The organism is Klebsiella terrigena (assembly GCF_006539725.1).
GTDB classification, from domain to species: Bacteria; Pseudomonadota; Gammaproteobacteria; order Enterobacterales; family Enterobacteriaceae; genus Klebsiella; species Klebsiella terrigena.
Genome location: NZ_BJNO01000010.1, coordinates 78,453 through 95,200 on the forward strand (window position 1 = coordinate 78,453; position 16,748 = coordinate 95,200).

Annotated in this window: 20 protein-coding genes; 3 read left to right on the forward strand and 17 right to left on the reverse strand. The window is 63.5% G+C overall.

Annotated features, from left to right (window positions below):
* The 3 genes from arnT to arnF are packed head-to-tail and all read left to right on the forward strand — an operon-like array spanning position 1 to position 2,374.
* On the forward strand, positions 1-1,656 hold the full coding sequence (gene arnT / locus RTE01_RS13135) for a lipid IV(A) 4-amino-4-deoxy-L-arabinosyltransferase (RefSeq protein WP_115191719.1): 1,656 nt from the start codon (positions 1-3) through the stop codon (positions 1,654-1,656).
* Positions 1,653-1,991: a 4-amino-4-deoxy-L-arabinose-phosphoundecaprenol flippase subunit ArnE gene (arnE, locus tag RTE01_RS13140; RefSeq protein WP_041143085.1), complete on the forward strand. Its 339-nt coding sequence runs from the start codon at positions 1,653-1,655 to the stop codon at positions 1,989-1,991. The genes arnT and arnE overlap by 4 nt, the downstream gene beginning before the upstream one ends.
* Positions 1,991-2,374, forward strand: coding sequence for a 4-amino-4-deoxy-L-arabinose-phosphoundecaprenol flippase subunit ArnF (arnF, locus tag RTE01_RS13145; protein ID WP_134528056.1), 384 nt, complete (start codon positions 1,991-1,993; stop codon positions 2,372-2,374). Before arnE ends, arnF begins: the two co-directional genes overlap by 1 nt.
* 1 nt (position 2,375) lies before the next feature.
* On the opposite strand, the gene acpT is transcribed toward arnF, so the two are convergent.
* Genes acpT through RTE01_RS13230 form a run of 17 tightly spaced genes read right to left on the reverse strand, consistent with a single transcriptional unit; the run spans position 2,376 to position 16,442 of the window.
* On the reverse strand, positions 2,376-2,945 hold the full coding sequence (gene acpT, locus RTE01_RS13150) for a 4'-phosphopantetheinyl transferase AcpT (RefSeq protein WP_141335082.1): 570 nt from the start codon (positions 2,943-2,945) through the stop codon (positions 2,376-2,378).
* Position 2,946: 1 nt separating this feature from the next.
* Positions 2,947-4,176, reverse strand: a complete 1,230-nt coding sequence (locus tag RTE01_RS13155) for a beta-ketoacyl-ACP synthase (RefSeq protein WP_115191721.1) — start codon at positions 4,174-4,176, stop codon at positions 2,947-2,949.
* Positions 4,173-4,904, reverse strand: a complete 732-nt coding sequence (locus RTE01_RS13160; RefSeq protein WP_134528052.1) for a 3-ketoacyl-ACP reductase FabG2 — start codon at positions 4,902-4,904, stop codon at positions 4,173-4,175. Before RTE01_RS13160 ends, RTE01_RS13155 begins: the two co-directional genes overlap by 4 nt.
* Positions 4,901-5,377 carry an ApeP family dehydratase gene (locus RTE01_RS13165; RefSeq protein ID WP_123552483.1) on the reverse strand — a complete coding sequence of 159 codons (477 nt, stop codon included), beginning with the start codon at positions 5,375-5,377 and terminating at the stop codon, positions 4,901-4,903. The genes RTE01_RS13160 and RTE01_RS13165 overlap by 4 nt, the downstream gene beginning before the upstream one ends.
* Positions 5,374-6,543, reverse strand: a complete 1,170-nt coding sequence (locus RTE01_RS13170) for a beta-ketoacyl-[acyl-carrier-protein] synthase family protein (protein WP_041143079.1) — start codon at positions 6,541-6,543, stop codon at positions 5,374-5,376. Before RTE01_RS13170 ends, RTE01_RS13165 begins: the two co-directional genes overlap by 4 nt.
* 1 nt (position 6,544) lies before the next feature.
* The gene (locus tag RTE01_RS13175; RefSeq protein ID WP_076946184.1) at positions 6,545-7,129 is read right to left on the reverse strand and encodes a DUF3261 domain-containing protein; all 585 of its coding nucleotides are present in this window, start codon (positions 7,127-7,129) and stop codon (positions 6,545-6,547) included.
* Positions 7,126-9,450: an MMPL family transporter gene (locus tag RTE01_RS13180; RefSeq protein WP_141335084.1), complete on the reverse strand. Its 2,325-nt coding sequence runs from the start codon at positions 9,448-9,450 to the stop codon at positions 7,126-7,128. Before RTE01_RS13180 ends, RTE01_RS13175 begins: the two co-directional genes overlap by 4 nt.
* Positions 9,419-10,024 carry an outer membrane lipoprotein carrier protein LolA gene (locus RTE01_RS13185; RefSeq protein WP_134528049.1) on the reverse strand — a complete coding sequence of 202 codons (606 nt, stop codon included), beginning with the start codon at positions 10,022-10,024 and terminating at the stop codon, positions 9,419-9,421. Before RTE01_RS13185 ends, RTE01_RS13180 begins: the two co-directional genes overlap by 32 nt.
* The gene (locus RTE01_RS13190) at positions 10,021-10,443 is read right to left on the reverse strand and encodes an acyl-CoA thioesterase (RefSeq protein ID WP_041143075.1); all 423 of its coding nucleotides are present in this window, start codon (positions 10,441-10,443) and stop codon (positions 10,021-10,023) included. The genes RTE01_RS13185 and RTE01_RS13190 overlap by 4 nt, the downstream gene beginning before the upstream one ends.
* Positions 10,444-10,446: 3 nt before the next feature.
* A complete protein-coding gene (locus RTE01_RS13195) occupies positions 10,447-12,135 on the reverse strand; it encodes a glycosyltransferase family 2 protein (RefSeq protein ID WP_141335086.1) in 1,689 nt (562 codons plus the stop codon).
* Entirely contained in the window at positions 12,126-12,479 is a 354-nt protein-coding gene (locus RTE01_RS13200) for an ApeI family dehydratase (protein ID WP_134528046.1), read from the reverse strand. Before RTE01_RS13200 ends, RTE01_RS13195 begins: the two co-directional genes overlap by 10 nt.
* Complete coding sequence (locus RTE01_RS13205; protein WP_134528042.1) at positions 12,466-13,824, reverse strand: AMP-binding protein; 1,359 nt, start codon at positions 13,822-13,824, stop codon at positions 12,466-12,468. Before RTE01_RS13205 ends, RTE01_RS13200 begins: the two co-directional genes overlap by 14 nt.
* Positions 13,821-14,402, reverse strand: a complete 582-nt coding sequence (locus RTE01_RS13210; protein WP_134528039.1) for a COG4648 family protein — start codon at positions 14,400-14,402, stop codon at positions 13,821-13,823. The genes RTE01_RS13205 and RTE01_RS13210 overlap by 4 nt, the downstream gene beginning before the upstream one ends.
* Before the next feature lie 5 nt (positions 14,403-14,407).
* Positions 14,408-14,659 (reverse strand): acyl carrier protein, encoded by a 252-nt coding sequence (locus RTE01_RS13215; RefSeq protein WP_041143070.1) that lies wholly within the window; start codon positions 14,657-14,659, stop codon positions 14,408-14,410.
* 10 nt (positions 14,660-14,669) lie between these two features.
* Positions 14,670-14,927, reverse strand: a complete 258-nt coding sequence (locus RTE01_RS13220) for a phosphopantetheine-binding protein (protein WP_041143069.1) — start codon at positions 14,925-14,927, stop codon at positions 14,670-14,672.
* On the reverse strand, positions 14,908-15,723 hold the full coding sequence (locus tag RTE01_RS13225; RefSeq protein WP_134528036.1) for a lysophospholipid acyltransferase family protein: 816 nt from the start codon (positions 15,721-15,723) through the stop codon (positions 14,908-14,910). The genes RTE01_RS13220 and RTE01_RS13225 overlap by 20 nt, the downstream gene beginning before the upstream one ends.
* Positions 15,720-16,442 (reverse strand): beta-ketoacyl synthase chain length factor, encoded by a 723-nt coding sequence (locus RTE01_RS13230; RefSeq protein WP_134528033.1) that lies wholly within the window; start codon positions 16,440-16,442, stop codon positions 15,720-15,722. Before RTE01_RS13230 ends, RTE01_RS13225 begins: the two co-directional genes overlap by 4 nt.
* Positions 16,443-16,748: the final 306 nt, after the last annotated feature.

Here is a 16,748-nt window from a genome sequence, read left to right on the forward strand (position 1 = left end):
ATGAAAAGCATTCGTTATGGTATCTCCCTGCTGGCGCTTTTTGCCCTGTATTACATACTGCCGCTGAATTTTCGCCTGCTCTGGCAGCCTGACGAGACGCGCTACGCGGAGATTAGCCGCGAAATGCTCTCCTCCGGCGACTGGGTGGTGCCGCATTTCCTCGGGCTGCGTTACTTTGAAAAACCGATTGCCGGCTACTGGATTAACAGCATCGGGCAGTGGCTGTTTGGCCACAACAATTTTGGCGTTCGCTTTGGCTCGGTATTCTCTATCAGCGTGACGGCGCTGCTGGTGGCCTGGCTGGCGTGGCGGATCTGGCGGGACAAGCGGGTAGCGATCCTCTCCGGCGTGATGTTCCTCACCGCGCTGCTGGTTTACGGTATCGGCACCTACGCGGTGCTGGACCCGATGATCACCATGTGGATGGCCCTCGCCATGTGCAGCTTCTGGGGCGCCGCTCAGGCGCAGACCCGGCGGGGAAAAATGGCCGGCTATCTCCTGCTGGGCGTGGCCTGCGGGATGGGGGTGATGACCAAAGGCTTCCTCGCGCTGGCGGTGCCGGTGGTGGGCGTACTGCCGTGGGTCATTGCGCGCAAGCGCTGGCGTGAAGTGCTGACCTGGGGCTGGCTGTCGGTGGTCGCCTGCGTGCTGGTGGTGCTGCCGTGGGGGCTGGCTATTGCCCAGCGCGAGCCGGACTTCTGGCGCTACTTCTTCTGGGTAGAGCATATACAGCGCTTTGCCGAGAAAGACGCCCAGCATAAGGCGCCGTTCTGGTACTACATTCCGTTCCTGATTGCCGGAAGCCTGCCGTGGCTGGCGCTGCTGCCCGGGGCGCTGAAGCGCGGCTGGACCGAGCGCGACGACGCCCGCGGCGCGCTGTACCTGCTGGGCTGGGTGGTGATGCCGCTGCTGTTCTTCAGCATCGCCAAGGGCAAGCTGCCGACCTACATCCTGCCGTGCTTTGGGCCGCTGGCGATCCTGATGGCCCGCTATGCGCTGGATGCGGCGAAAGCGGGGGCGAAGGTGCTGCGCATCAATGCGATGATCAACATCGGCTTCGGCCTGGTCGGCCTGCTGGCGGTGCTGGCGGTCTCGCCGTGGAGCTTTATGCACCATCCGGTGTGGTCGAAGATTGAGCTGTATAAGTGCCTGCTGGCGGCCTTGATATTTGCGACCTGGGCGCTGGTGGGCTGGATGACAATGAAGGACAGCGCCCGGCGCTGGCCGCTCGCCGCCTGCTGTCCGCTGGGGCTGGCGCTGCTGGTGGGTTTCGCCATCCCTGACCGGGTGATCGATAGCAAGCAGCCGCAGTTTATGATTGATATCGTCGGCGAGTCGCTGGCGCCAAGCCGCTACGTGCTGACCAATAACGTCGGTATTGCCGGCGGCCTGTCGTGGGAGCTCAAGCGTAACGATATCATTCTGTTCGATAAGCAGGGTGAGCTAAAATACGGTCTCGACTGGCCGGATGCGCAGGGCCGCTTCGTCAGCGAGGGTGATTTTGTCAGCTGGCTGGCGACGCATCGTCAGCAGGGGCCGGTATCGCTGGTTCTGCTGATGGACAAAGGGGAGAGCATGAACGATCTGGCGCTACCAAAACCCGATAGCTCCTATGAGTTAGGGCGGGTTGTGTTTATCCAGTATCTGCCGCAATGAGTATCTGGATCTGCCTGGCGCTCGCCAGCCTGCTGAGCTGCGCCGGGCAGCTGTGCCAGAAACAGGCCACCCGCCCGTCTAAATCCGGGCGGCGCGGACGGCATATTCTCGGCTGGCTGGGCCTGGCGCTGCTGGCGCTCGGCGGCGGTATGCTGCTGTGGCTGAGCGTGCTGCAGGCGATCCCGGTGAGTATTGCCTACCCGATGCTGAGCCTCAACTTCGTCTGGGTCACCCTCGCGGCGTGGGGCGTCTGGCACGAGCCGGTGGCGCGCCGCCACTGGGTGGGTGTTGGTTTGATTGTCGTCGGGATCGCGGTTCTTGGGAGTAGCGTCTGATGGGCTTAATCTGGGCGCTGCTTAGCGTCGGGCTGGTCAGCGCCGCGCAGCTGCTGCTGCGCGGGGCGATGGTCGAGCTGCCGCCGCTCACCGACCTGGTCGCGTTTATCGGCCACCTTGTCCATTTCCGGGCCGGCACCTTCGGCCTGGCGCTGGGGCTGGGCGGCTACCTGCTGTCGATGGTGTGCTGGTACTTTGCGCTGCACCGCCTGCCGCTCGCCAAAGCCTATGCCCTGCTGAGCCTGAGCTACATTGTGGTGTGGGCCGCCGCTATCTGGCTGCCCGGCTGGCACGAGGCTTTCCGCTGGCGCTCGCTGCTGGGGGTGCTGATTATCGTCGCCGGCGTGCTGACCATCTTCTGGCCGCTGAAGCGCAAAGCCTGACTTAGCCCGCCGGTTCGACCTTGAGCTCGAACGGCGTCGGCGTGCACACCGCCAGGCTGAGGTCGCCAAGCTGAAGCTGGCTGACCGACAGCCGTGAGCGGAAGGTGCTGTCAACGCTGGCGATCTGCCAGGCGCTGCCGCCGCGCTGCTTAACGATTGCCTCTTTACGCGTCCAGATGCGCCAGAACGCGGCCAGCTGCATTTCCGGGCTTTCGGCCTCCACCTCGGCGTGCTCGCCGGAGCTAAACACCGCATTGGCGATCCGACGCCAGTTTTCACGCGGGCGAATGACTTCAATATCGCAGCCCACTTCGCCCTCGTCGCTGAGCAGCAGCGCAATATCGTCGCCGCTGTGGCTGAGGTTAAACCACAGCGGCGTCCCGTCAGCAAACCCCGGCTTGCCCTGTTCGGCGTAGATAATCTCGGGCAGCGGCGTCACCGCCTGAGACAGCAGCGCGCGGCCAGCCAGCCAGCCGGCGCGGCGCGCGCCCTGCGGCGCAAGGGCGCAGAGCGCCGGCGGTAGCGCCTGGGTGCTTAAGGTCGAAATTTTCCCCAGCAAAAGCCGATACATATCAAGACCAACGTTTAATGATGATGGACGTATTGATGCCGCCAAAGGCGAAGTTATTGCTCTGCAGGTACTCGCAGTCGATCCTGCGCGCTTCCCCCATGATGTAGTCGAGCTCGCCGCACTGGGGATCCGGCTGGCGCAGGTTGAGCGTCGGGGCGAACCAGCCTTCACGCATCATCTGCAGGCTCATCCAGGCTTCCAGCGCCCCGCAGGCGCCCAGCGTATGGCCAAAATAGCTTTTCAAGGACGAGATCGGCACGCGGTTGCCGAAGAGGGCGGCGCTGGCCCGGCTTTCGGCAATATCGCCGCGATCGGTTGCCGTACCGTGGGCCGAAATATAGCCGATATCTTCGGCGCGTAAACCGGCCATGCTGAGCGCCTGCGCCATGCAGATTTGCATCGTTTCCTGCTGCGGCTGGGTGATATGCGCGGCGTCGCAGTTGGTGGCAAAGCCGACGATTTCGCCGTAGATCGTCGCGCCGCGCGCTTTGGCGTGCTCCAGCTCTTCGAGGATAAGCGTACCGGCGCCTTCGCCAATCACCAGGCCATCGCGACGCGCGTCGAACGGCGACGGGGTGGTTTTCGGCTCATCGTTGCGCTGGCTGGTGGCGAACAGGGTATCAAAGATCGCCGCTTCGGACGGACAGAGCTCTTCGGCGCCGCCGGCCACCATTACCGTTTGATAGCCGTGGCGAATGGCTTCCCAGGCGTAGCCGATGGCCTGGCTGCCGGAGGTGCAGGCGCTGGAGGTGGGAATAACCCGCCCGCGCAGGCCGAAGAAGAGTCCGGTGTTAACCGCGGTGGTGTGCGGCATCATCTGCACGTAGGTGGTGCCGGTAATGTTGTTGGTATGCTTTTCCGTCAGCATGGTAGCAAACTCGCTCACCGGGCCGGTGCTGCCGGTCGACGAGCCGTAGGCAATACCGGTTTCGCCGTTCGTCAGCACCGCTTCGCCAATCAGGCCGGCCTGCTCCAGCGCCAGCTCGCTGGCGCGGGTGGACATCAGCGATACCCGGCCCATGGCGCGAATACGCTTGCGGGTATAGTGCTCCGGCAGGGTGAAATCGTCGACCGGCGCGCCAAGCAGGGTATGCAGGCCGTCGTAGATTTGCCACTCCGGCATCTTGCGCACGGCGTTCTCGTAAGCGAGCAGCCTGGTGGAAACGTCCTGCCAGTTTTCCCCAAAGGCGGTGACGCCGCCCATCCCTGTGATCACGACACGACGTGTCATAACATACCTCCATTGATGGAAATAACCTGGCGGGTGACGTAGCCCGCAATGTCGGACATTAAATAGCTGGCCAGCCCGGCCACTTCTGCTGCCTGACCCATACGCTTCATCGGGATCATTGCCATCGCCTCTTTCTGCGCGGCCTCTTCCATCTCGATCATCCCGGTATCAATCAGCCCCGGCGCAATGCAGTTGACGGTGATTTTGCGTTTCGCCAGCTCGATAGCCAGCGCTTTGGTGGCGCCGATAATGCCCGCCTTCGCCGCGCTGTAGTTGACCTGACCGCGGTTGCCCATCACCCCGGAAACGGACGACAGGGTAATAATCCGCCCGCCTTGACGGGCGCCGATCATCGGCATAATGCACGGCTGAATGACGTTGTAAAAGCTGTCGAGGTTGGTGTGGATGACGCAATCCCAGTCGTCGTCGCTGAGTGCCGGGAAGGCGCCGTCGCGGGCGATCCCGGCGTTGCTTACCACGCCGTACCACGGGCCGTGGGCGGCGATATCCTGCTCCAGCACCTCGCGGCACTGCTCGCGGTTGGCGACGTCAAAGCTCAGCACCCGTCCGGCACCGCCGGCGGCCTGCAGGGTTTCGAGGGTCTCCCGCGCGCCCTCGGCGTCGCGATGGTAATGAACGCCGACGGTAAAACCGTCCGCCGCCAGCTGGCAGGCGATGGCGCGGCCAATGCCCTTGCTGGCACCGGTAACTAATACTGAGCGACTCATGGTTTCTCTCCCTGATTAAAAAGCGTCGTTAACTCTTCGGCGGTGGGCTGGAAGGTATTCACCCTGCCGGTTGCCAGCGCCTCATCCCCGGCGCTGATGGCGCACTCGAAGCTGCCAAAACGCGCGTCCTGCATGAGCAGGCTGACGCTGATGGTCAGCGTCTGGCCGGCGGGCAGAATCCCCGCGGCGCAGATAAGCTCCCTGGCGCCGAGCACCATGCCGAGCGCAATAGTGCTTTGCCCCTGCTGGCGGCGATGCCAGCCCGACCAGACGCCGACGGTCTGCGCCATCAGCTCCAGCGCAAACCAGCCGGGCAGGTTACCGTCGGCGTCAAGAAACGGCGCCAGCACGCCGCGCCCGGTGACGGCAACGCGGCACGCGGCGGTTTCGTCAGTGACCTCCAGCACCTCTTCCAGCAGCAGCATCGGCGCGTCGTGCGGCAGGTAGTCGCCGGGCGATAAATAGTGGTTCATAAAACTCTCCCGAGCAGAATGCTGGCGTTATTGCCGCCAAAGGCGAACGAGTTGGACAGGATCGTCGGACGGGCGAGCGGCTGCGCGGTATCGATAATGCCGCAGGCGGGCAGCGCCGGGTCGCGCGGCGAAAGACTGAAATCCTGAGCCGGCAGCGGCAGGCTGCGCTGCAGGATCAGCATGGCGATTGCCGCTTCGGTGATCCCCGCCGCGCCCAGCGTATGGCCGGTCAGATGCTTGGTGGAGCTGCACGGCACCTGCTCGCCAAACAGCGCGCTTACCACCTGCGACTCCACCTGATCGTTAAGCGGCGTCGCGGTGCCGTGGAGGTTGATGTAGCCCACCGCCTCGGCTGAGAGACCGGCATCGTCGAGCGCCTGGCGAATGGCGCGGATGGCCCCTTCGCCCTGCGGATGAGGGGCCGAAATATGGTGCGCGTCGCTGGACTCGCCCACCCCGAGCAGGGCGATGGGCTGCGGCTCGCGGGTCAGCAGCATCAGCCCTGCGCCTTCGCCGATCGTAATTCCGCTCCGGTCGCGGCCGAAGGGCTGGCACAGCGTCGGGGAGAGGGACTCCAGGCTGTGGAAGCCGTTCACCGGCATCCGGCTGAGGGAGTCGGCGCCGCCGACAATCGCCACGTCCGCGAGGCCGGCCTCGATCAGCCGCCGCCCGCTGATTATCGCGCGGGCGCTGGAGGAGCAGGCGGTGGAGAGGGTAAAGGCCGGGCCGTCGAGATCCAGCCAGTGGCTGAGAAAGCGCGACGGATCGCCCAGCTCCTGCTGCGGGTAGTGCCAGGCCGCGCTCGCCTTCGCGTTGAGGGTTAAGTCCACGTGCCTGTCGCCCTCATCGAGTCCGGAGGTGCTGGTGCCGAGCACCACCGCCACGCGGTCGCGGCCGTAGCGGGCGATAGCGTCGTCCACCTGTGGCTGAATCTGCGCCAGCGCCGCCAGCAGCAGCTGATTGTTACGCGTGCGATGGGCGGCAAACGCGTCGCCGATGGCGGGCAGCTCGCCGTCAACGCCGCCGAGCATCGCCTGCGGTTGCCCCTGCAGCCAGCCGGCGCGCGGGCGCATACCGGGGGCGATGCCGCGCGTCAGGTTGCAGGCAATCTCGTCGAGGCTGTTGCCCAGCGCGTTAATCATGCCGACAGCGGAAATGTAGATCATCTCAGTCACCCAGGTATTGAATGGTGATGTGGTAGCCGAAGGCGTGCTGCTGAATGCTGATGGGCTCACGGCGGCCTTTGCGGTTCAGGTAGGTGATTTCCGTCACCAGCCTGCCGCGGGCGTTGCGCAGCTCGCGCCTGTCGCCGGCGTCGGTCAGCGTCCAGCCTTTCGGCAGCTGCGGCTGCCAGGCCGCTATCGGCCAGTGGCTGAGCATCACGTCGGCCAGCACCTGACTGGCGGGCGGCATCTGCGGCACCACGATCGACTGTTCGGTATGCACGCCTTTTTCATCATAGGTGACGAGGAACAGGCGAATGCCCACCGATGAGAGCCCGGCCAGCGTCACCCTGTGCGCATCGGCGTTGAGCATCACCAGCAGCGACTGGGTCTGGCCGTTAAAGCTGCCGGTCAGCAGCTGCTGTGAGCTGAGCGTCGGTGAGATGCCCGGCGCCGGGAGCGTCACGCGGGTGCCCGGCTCCAGCCACGCCTGCGGGCGGTCCTGCTGCGCCTTCTGCGAATGGCTGCAGCCGGCAAGGGCTAAGGTGGCAATCAGCGCAAGGGCGCGGCCAAATCTGAACGTCATCATCGTCTGTGTTTCCCTTTTTTGCCGGGCATCGCCAGGGGCGATAGCAGGAAGGCGGTGAAAATCCCGCTGACCAGCACAATGCCAAAGCTGGCGATCGCCTGGGTTGAGCTAAATACCAGCATGCCGAGGGTCAGCAGCGTGGTCATCATGGCCAGGGTAACGGCCAGCAGCGAGGTCAGCGGCGTGCCACGCGGGTTGCTGAAGAACAGCGTGTAGTTGATGCCAATCCCCAGCACCAGCACCAGCGCCAGCAGCGAGAACAGATTGAGCGAGTGGCCGCTGAAGGAGAGCGCCGCGAGGCCGCAGCCTAATGAGAGCACCGAAGGCACGAGGCTGATAAGCCCTTTACGCCAGCCGAGGCGCAGAACCGCCCCGCAGGCGATGGTCGCCAGGGCAATACCCAGCAGCCCGGTGAGCAAATGACGATAGAGGGCGAAGAGCTCGTCGAAGGCGCTTTTCCTGTCGACCCACGCCACGCCGCTATATTTTGCGCCAAGGGCCTTCAACATCGGGCTCTCCTTCACGCCGTCAACCGGCACCAGCACGCCGCTCTCGCCGTTCTGCAGGGTTATCCATAGCAGACGCCAGCCTTCGCTGGCCGGGCTGGCAAGCCAGGCCTCCACGGTGACCGGCATGGGACTGAGATCCGGATTGATCGCCTGCAGCCCGGCGCTTTGCAGCACGCGGCTTACCGCCGGGGAGGCGGCCTTCAGCAGCGCCAGATCCTGATGCTGACGGGCCAGCGAGTTCAGGGGGATCGTCCGGTAGCCGTTAAGCAGCCCCTGCCGCTGCGCCTGTTCCAGCGCTGGCGTAAAGGCTTCCAGCCGCTCCAGCGTTTGCTGCGGCGTCCGCCCGTAGACCACGAACCACTTCTGATCGACGCCCTGGCCGGTTAAGGCCGCGATCGTCTTTTCCTGCGCCAGCAGGGGCTGCGGCAGCGCCTGTAGCTGTGAAATATCGTCGTCGACGCGCAGGGTGGCGATCCCCGCCAGCGAGCACAGCGCAAGGGCGACCGGCAGGCCGATGGTGAGCTTTTTATTGCGTCGCCATGCCGCCAGCCAGCGCAGCATCAGAACCATCGCCGGCACCGGGCGCACCGGCAGGCCGCGGGAGAGCAGCGGATGCCAGAAGATGACCGTCAGGCAGGAGGCGCTGAGCCCGGCGGCGGCGAATACCGACATCTGACGAATGCCGGGGAAGGGCGCAAGCATCATGATCAGATAGGCTACGACCACCGTAAGGAGCGCCAGCAGCAGCGCGTTGCGTACCTTGGCGAGGCTTTGCCACGGCGTGACCTCGCCGCCGTGCACCATCCGCTCGGTCAGGTAGTAGAGCGTGTAATCGGCGGAAATACCGATAATGCTCATGCTCATTACCAGCGTCATCAGGTGCAGCTCGCCGAACAGCAGCAGCGTGGCGACGGTGCCCGCCAGCGCGCCGATGCCGATGGAGATCAGGCTCAGGATCAGCGGACGCAGCGAGCGAAAGACCGCGACGATGAGCAGAATAACGCCCAGGATGGTGGCTACGCCGAGGGTTGAGATATCCCGCTTTGCCTGCTGGCTGGCGTAGTCGCTGTAAAATACCGTGCCGCGCGAGAGCAGCTGAGCCTGCGGATAGCGGGCCTTGAGCTCGGCTTCCAGGGCGGAGAGGGTGGTCACAAGACGATGCGTTTGCTGCATATCAAACGACGAACCCGCCAGCTCGCCGTGCAGCAGATACCACTGGTTGCCCTGCTTATCCTCGGTCACCAGCCAGCCATCCTTCAGCTGCATACGCTGACCGTTTTTCGCCATCGCCAGCTGCGAGCCGCGCATCAGCATCAGCGGGTCATTTTGCAGCTCTTTGCCGCTGACGCCGGAGAAGGCGGAGTAGAGCTGAGAGAGGATCCACTGCGCCTGGGCTTCGCCGCCGTTTTGCAGGCGGGCGCGGGTGGCATCGTCAATCAGTCCGTTGCGGTGCTGCCAGAAAAAAGTGCCCCAGGCCTGCTGGCTGGCGGCATCCATCGGGCCCTTCACCGTCGCCAGCGCGTGGGCGTTCTGCAGCAGCCTGAGCCACTCGCGGGCCACCTGCGGGTCGGCCTGCTTGCCGGGGCTGACCAGCCACACCAGCTGCCGGTCAAGGCGCTGCATAAAGCCCTCATTGAGGCTCGGAGGAACGGCGCCAAGCGCCTGTTTCGGCAGCATCGCCAGCACGCTGCTGTTCATCCGCGACTGCGGCAGCAGCGTCAGCAGCACGCCCAGCATCACCAGGCAGGCGAGCCCCCACAGCAGCGCGAAGCTTCTGCGGTTACTGTGCAGCAAATCGTTGGCGTTCGTCATCGGTCAGTTGCGCTGGCGTAAGTTGATGTTGAGAAAGGGTGATATCGGTGCGGTCGCCCTGCTTATCGTTTAGCTGAATGCGTTCCAGGTAGGCCTGTCCGCCGAGATCGATGGTGGCGAAGATTTTATCCAGCGGCGTGGCTATCGGCGTCAGGCGCAGCGTCCAGCGGCCTGCGCCCGCATCGTTGAATTCAACGCGGAAGTTCTGCTCCAGCACCCGGCGATCGGCCTGGAACAGCGCCCGCAGCAGATGGTTGAACTGAAACATCTGCGGGTTGCTCTCGGCGGTGATGACCTGCGGCGGCTGGTCGTTAATCGCCTGCACCATTCGCCTGTCGTCGAGCAGCAGCTGCATCGGGAACGGCTGGGTTTGATCCCACAGCAGGCCCTTATCGCGGGCGATCAGCATCGTTCCCTGAGATCGCAGCGGCTGCGGCAGATCCTTGATGGTGCGGGTTTGATCGAAGTGGGCGCGGATAACCGGCTGCTCGGTGAAGCGCTGCTGCAGATCGTCGAGCGTCAGCGCGCTGACCAGCGGGCAGACGAGCAGCGCCAGCAGGGGCCAGAGTTTCATGGCGTGACCCCCATGCGTTCAAACAGAATATCCGGGCTGACGAAGCTCATTTCCCGGCTTTTCTCCTCTACCGCGACCTGAATGGTGTAGCCGGTGGTGGTCCGTTTTCCGCTGGCCGCGTCGACGATCTCATAGCCAATGCGCAGCCGGTTCTCATACTCTTCGAGGCGGGCGCGCACGCGAAAGCGCTGTTCAAAGGTCAGCACGTCGCGGTACTTAACGCGGGTGTCGACGACCGGCCACAGGTAGCCGGACTCCTTCATCTGCCGGTAGCCGTAGTTGAACTGATTGAGCAGCGCCTCGCGGGCGATCTCGAAGTAGCGGAAATAGTTGCCGTGCCACACCACGCCCATCATATCGACGTCGTGAAACGGGACGGTCAGCTCTACTTCGGCAGTAAAACGGGGATCGTTAAGCACCCTTTACTCCTTCTCTTTGGCGTCTGGCAGCTGCCAGAAATCGAAAAAATTAAACCAGTCCAGCGGCGAGCGCAGGGCGTAGTGCTCGAGGCGGCTGGCGTAGCGATCGACCGCGTTTTGGATCGCCTCCTCGCGCCCGGCGCGCGGCAGGATCAGCGGGTCGGCGAACGGTTCACAGTGAATATGCAGCTTGTCCTGCTGGCGGAGGGCGAAGATGAGCTGTACCGGACAGCGCAGGACCGATGCCAGAATAAAGGGCCCCTGCGGGAACGGCGCAGGCTGGCCCATAAACGGGCTCCAGCAGACGCGCCACGTGCCGCCGCGCTGGGGCGTCACCGCAATGCGGTCGCCGACGATCGCAATCCATTCTCCGCGCTCCAGCTTCTCTTTCAGCAGGATGGCGGTATCCGGACCGATATCGGTTACCGGTATCAGGTTCAGCCCGGCCTGGGGCGCCATCTCCTGCATGATTTGCTTAAAGCGGCGGGCGTTGTCGCTAAACACCAGCGCATTGATGGTTTTGGTGCCCTGCAGCTGCGCCAGCGCCCGGCAGGCTTCGACGTCGCCAAGATGCGAGGCCAGCAGCAGCTTGCCGCCGGGGGCGCTGCTGTGCAGCGTTTCCTCAGCGCCGGGCGCAAAAACCACATCGCGATCGAAGCGGAGCTCGCCGCGCCAGCCGGCGATTTTATCGAGCATCGCATGGCCAAAGCGCAGAAAGTGGCGATAGCTGTTCAGCGCAGGCAGCGGCTGCTGCCTGGCGCTAAGCTGCGTCCGCACGCGGGAGAGCCAGCTGCGGGAGGCCCGGCGGGCGCGGTGCGCGCTGAGCCAGTAGACCGCAACCACCGGATAGAGCAGCAGCGTAAACGCTTTGCGTCCCAGCAGACGCCACACCAGCAGCATCAGGCGCATGCCCCACAGCCCTTTGACCTCCTCCTGCTGCGCCCAGTGTACGGGGGAGCGGCGCAGCAGCAGGGAGGGGATGCGCGGCAGCATGCCGAGGAACAGGCGGGTATGCATCCAGGAGATGCGGCAGTTGTCCTTAAAGGCGTCAAAATGAGAGAGCCCGTCCGGCGGATAGGTGACGCGCGTTGGCACAAAATAGCTGGGGTTGCCCTGCCAGTAGAGGCGGACCATGACTTCGGTATCAAAATCCATGCGCTGGCCGAGGGCGACGCGCTGCGCCAGGCGCAGCGTTGGCGCTATCGGGTAAACGCGGAACCCGCACATGCTGTCTTTCAGCTGTAGCGATAGCGTTTCGATCCACACCCAAACGTGCGTTATCCAGCGTCCGTACAGGCGCGAGCGGGGAATGGAGTCGTCGTAAATCGGCTGGCCGGAAATCAGCGCCGCCGGATGGCGGCGGGCCAGCTCGAGCAGCTGCGGAATATCTTCGATGGCGTGCTGGCCGTCGGCGTCGACCTGCACGGCGTGGCTATAGCCGGCTTCGGCGGCGGCCTGCAGCCCGCGGATCACCGCCACCCCTTTGCCGGCGTTCTCGGCCAGCCGAATCAGCGTCAGGTTTGGCTCCCGCGCCGCCAGCTCGTTCAGCTGCAGGCGCGTCTCCTCGCTGCTGCCGTCGTCCACCACGATGCAGGGCAGGCCGAACGGCTGCAGCCGGGCCAGCACGCGCGCCATCATTGCCCCGTGGTTGTAGCAGGGGATCACCACGCAGGGGCGGAAGGTTAGCGACACAGGCGAATCTTCCCGCTGCTGGCGGTATGGCGCGCGTCGCCGTCGTGGCGCTGATAGCTAAAGGCCAGTATCTGGCGCGCTTCCTGCCAGCTCAGGACCAGCGTGACGGTGGTCTCCGGCAGCAGCGGCGCCTGGAATTTGACGTTCTGAATGCTGTGAAAGCGCCAGCCCGGCGCCAGCAGCGTGGTGGCGTAGTGCATCACCCAGTCGAGCTGCGCGACGCCTGGCAGCAGCGGCTGTACGGCAAAATGGCCGCCGAACCAGAAGAGGTTAGGGTCGAGGTGCAGGACGATTTCAACCTGCTGCGGCTGTGCCTGATGGCGCTCTATTTCATGGGGTATCATGAAAAAATTCCTGTAGTTGCGCATAGACACGCTTGTTCATACTGTTGACCGGGATATCGTCAATCACGCGCCAGTAGCGGGGGATCGCCACCGGTTCCAGCGTCGGGCGCAGCGCCTGGCGCCACTGGCGCTCAAGGGTTTTGCCCTCGTGCTGCCAGCGCTGACGGGTTTGCGCATCCAGCACCAGCAGCGCGCCAATCCCCTGGCGATCGCCGCGGGTAACCGGCAGAGCCACCGCTTCGCGGATCCCCGGCAGGTTCTGGAGCCTGAGCTCTATTTCGCTCAGCGAAATCCGCTTCTCTTCAATTTTGACCACCCGCCCACGCCGTCCGGTCAGATGAAACTGGCCGTTGGCGGTAAATTCCAGGGTATCGTCGATTAACAGCCCGTCTTCATCGGCGATAAGCGGTGAAAACAGGCGGAAAGTCTCCCCCTGCTGCAGCAGCCTGATGCCGGCAAAGGGCTGCCAGGCCGCCTCTTCCTGGCGCCGAGAACGCCAGGCGATCACGCCGGTTTCGGTGCTGCCGTAAATTTCGTCCGTCCAGACCTTCAGCCAGGCCGCCGCCCGGGCGACATCTTCCGAGGGAAGCTGGCCGCCGGCGGAGAGGATGAGCGCTACCGGCGGCGGCGTCAGATGGGGATCGAGGCGTTTCAAAAACGCCGGGCTGCTGATAAACGCATAGCGGTGCTGCTGGCTCAGGGCGCTGAGCTGCTCGGCGTAAAAGAGCATCGCCGCGTGGAGCGGCAGGCCGAGAGCCATCGGCAGAAAGATGCGAAAGGTGAGCCCGTAGAGGTGCTGAGGCACCACCGAGGCCACGATGCGGCAGCCCTCAAGGCGGGTGGCGAAGCGCGCGGCCAGCAGCTCGGCTTCGCGGTCAAGATGGGCGATCGGTTTGATAACCCGCTTGGGCTTCCCGGTTGAGCCTGAGGTAAACAGCTCTACGCAGGCGTCCCCGGCGATGCGGCAAAACGTGCCGGGCTCTGCCATCGCGCGGCGCGCGCTGCCGATGACCAGCGAGGGTCCGTGCCAGTCGAGGGGCCTGTCGCTGAGCACGCCGTCAAACAGCGCCCGCTGCTCGTTCAGCAGCGAGGTGCGGCTATGTCCAGGGATCACCGGGATTTTATGCGCGTGCAGCGTCGCCAGCAGCGCGACGAGAAACAGGTAGCTGTCCTCAAAGCACAGCGACCAGCGTTCGGCATCGTGCTGTTGCAGCCGTTCGACCCACTGCGCCACGTCGTAGCGCAAATGGCCGAGGGTCCAGGTTTGCTCATCCAGCCAGGCGATCGGCGTGTCCGACGGGCGCGAAGCGTCCAGCCAGCGCGCCAGCGCGAGAGGCGCTATCATGACGACTCTCGCTTTATCATCCGCTGGCGCACCAGCCACTCTGCGGCCATCAGCGTGCCGATCAGCAGATAGGCAATCATGCCGTTCCACGCCGTCCATAGCGCCATATCGCCATACAGCGCGGTAAAGAGCGCCATGCCGCCGTTAAGAATAAAGAGGCCGCACCAGATTTGCGTCACCCGACGGGTGTAGCGTACGCCGGCCGCGGAAAGCTGCGGGTCGCGCAGGCGCGCCAGCCGTTCAACAACCGGCATCGCGGACCACAGCGAGCCGCCGAAAACGGCGAGCATGACGGCGTTGACCACCAGCGGATAAAACAGCAGCAGCTGATGCGTTTTGAGCAGGTAGCTGGCGGTACAGAGTGCCATACCCGCCAGCGCCACCAGCCGGGTGACGGCGTGCAGCGGTCCAGCCTGTCGCCGGGTCTGGCGAAAGCGTAACAGCAGAATCAGCGCCATCAAGGGGAGCAGCCAGTGCAGGCTGTTGTGCGCGAGGCCCAGCCAGATTAAAAATGGCCAGGCCAGCAGGAGCAGGCTCGTTAGCAGCTGTATGCCCTTAGATGAAGGGGCGCCCGACATGCGGGTCAGGCTTCTCGGGACATGCGTTCAACCGCATCAACGACGTCCTGTACGGTACGCACGGCCTTAAACTCTTCCGGCTTTATTTTCTTGCTGGTCTTCTTTTGCAGGTGGACGATCATATCGACGGCGTCAATGCTGTCCAGCTCGAGGTCTTCGTACAGACGCGCTTCCGGGCGGATCTCCTGAGGGTCGATTTCAAACAGCTTAACCAGAAGCGCCGAGACTTCTGCATAAATATCATGTGATTCAGTCATGGGTGGTGCCTCAGGTACGTTGAGCGTGGATGAACGCGGCCAGGGTCGCGACGGAGTAGAAGTGCTGGCGCATCTCGTCACTTTCGGCGGAAAGCACCACGCCGTAGCGGTTTTTCACCGCCAGCCCCAGTTCCAGGGCGTCAATGGAATCGAGGCCGAGACCGTCGCCAAAGAGCGCCGCGTCGGCGTCGATGTCGTCAGCCGACAGCTCTTCCAGATTCAACGTGTTGATGATGAGATTTTTCAGTTCAAGATAGAGCGCTTGCATCATTAATTCCTGAAGTAGGCGTAGTACCTGATTGTAATTGAAGCAAAATATGCCGATTTAGCTGTCTTGCTGCCAGCGACGGTTCTTGTGAGTTATCGTCGTAAAACTGGGCGATCTGCACCCGCTCGCCTACCTCGATGGTAAACAGGGGCCGGGTTGCCGGCGCATCGTACCATTTACTGTTTTTGCCCAGCATATGTTCGCTGCAGCGAATGACCACTACGCGCAAATCGCTGGCGCAGCGCACGGCAATATTGGCCGCGCCGCGCTGAAGGACCATGGGTTCACCCGGCAGGGTGCGGGTTCCCTCCGGGAAAATTAAGATGGTATCGCCCTGCTGCAGGCGCTGTCGGCTGGCGGGCAGCAGCGCATCGGCCTGATCGTTAATTAAATAGTCCGCCGCGCGGATCACGCCGCTGACGAACGGGTTTTTCAGCAGGGCGCTTTTTACCAGGCAGTCGGTCTCGGGCATGATCGAAGCCAGCATCACGTAGTCGATAAGGCTGGGATGGTTAGCCACCACCAGGCATCCGCGCTCCTGGCGCAGGAGCTCGGCGCCCACGATCCGGTAATCCAGCACCCCGACGGCTTTGACCACCGTTAAGAAGAGGCGAAAGCTGGCCGAGATGCTGCGTCGCGCCAGGCGACGGCGGCGAGATTTATCTCTGACCACCACCAGCAGCAGGTTAAACCAGACTAAGGAGAGCAGCAGCCCGCCAAGGCCGAACAGCGCGAAGCAAACGCCGGTCATCAGCCCGCGCCAGGCGCGATTTATGCGTGACGGAAGGCCGTTCATGAGCGGCTCCACTGCCACTGCAGGCGCTCGCCAGCGAGGGTAAAGGCCGGGCTCTGCTGTAGGTAGTGGCGTAAAAACTGCAGGCTCTGCGGCAGCTCCGCCTCTTCGCCCGGCGCTGCGCGCTGCGTCGAGCAGCGCCACTCTTCGCCCGCTTCGATAACCAGCGCGAGCGCGTAGGGCCAGGTCGGCATCGCAGGGGGAAGATAGGGGTGATAAAACTCCGGGAGATGGCCGTCGAAATCAACCATCAGCACGCGCTGATAGCCCGCCTGCAGGAGGCACATCGCTTCGCACAGCCCCTGCTGGAAGGTATCCCGCCCGGCGGAGAGTGAAGAGGAGACGATCGGCCTTTGGGCGGCAATGGTCAGGTTACCGACCGCTGAATTATGCACCGAGAGCGCGAAGTCAGTCGGGGAGAGCGCCTGCTCCGTCGCCAGCGCGTGCAGGATGCGGTAGTTGCGTTCAAGCTCGCCGTGGCGGCTGGTGTACAGTACGGCATCGATGCGATGGCGGCGCAGCATCGCCAGCCCGCACTCAACGGCAAGCCGGCTGCCGGAGCTGAGTCGTCTGGCGGTCATCATCGGTAGTTCGCTCAGCTTTGCCTGAGGCGCCGCCGGATCGATGGCGTGCGAAAGCCGTGACCACTGCTGCCACTGCGTCGTTTCGCTTAGTCCTGGGGCTCTGCCCTGCCAGTCAATTATGTTTAGTGCAAATTTCATCAACGCGAGTCCGCGGTAAATCGGTGATTCCGGTAGCGTTTTTTAACGCCACCTTGTTATTTTTCTGCTGGCCTGCCAATACAGTATGACCGACGCCAGGTTATCGGGCGCGCCGCAGCCCGCATTATTTGCCGATCGATTTCGCGTATTTTCGATATTTTCGCGCATCAGTGCAATTTATTGTGGCAAATCTAAGAGCACGAGCCGAATATTTTCATCGTTCCGTCCGCCGCCTGACGCGCATTTTCTGCCGCGACCACCACATATCATACAGGGCGGCTTGCGAATACATAGGATAATGCCGAA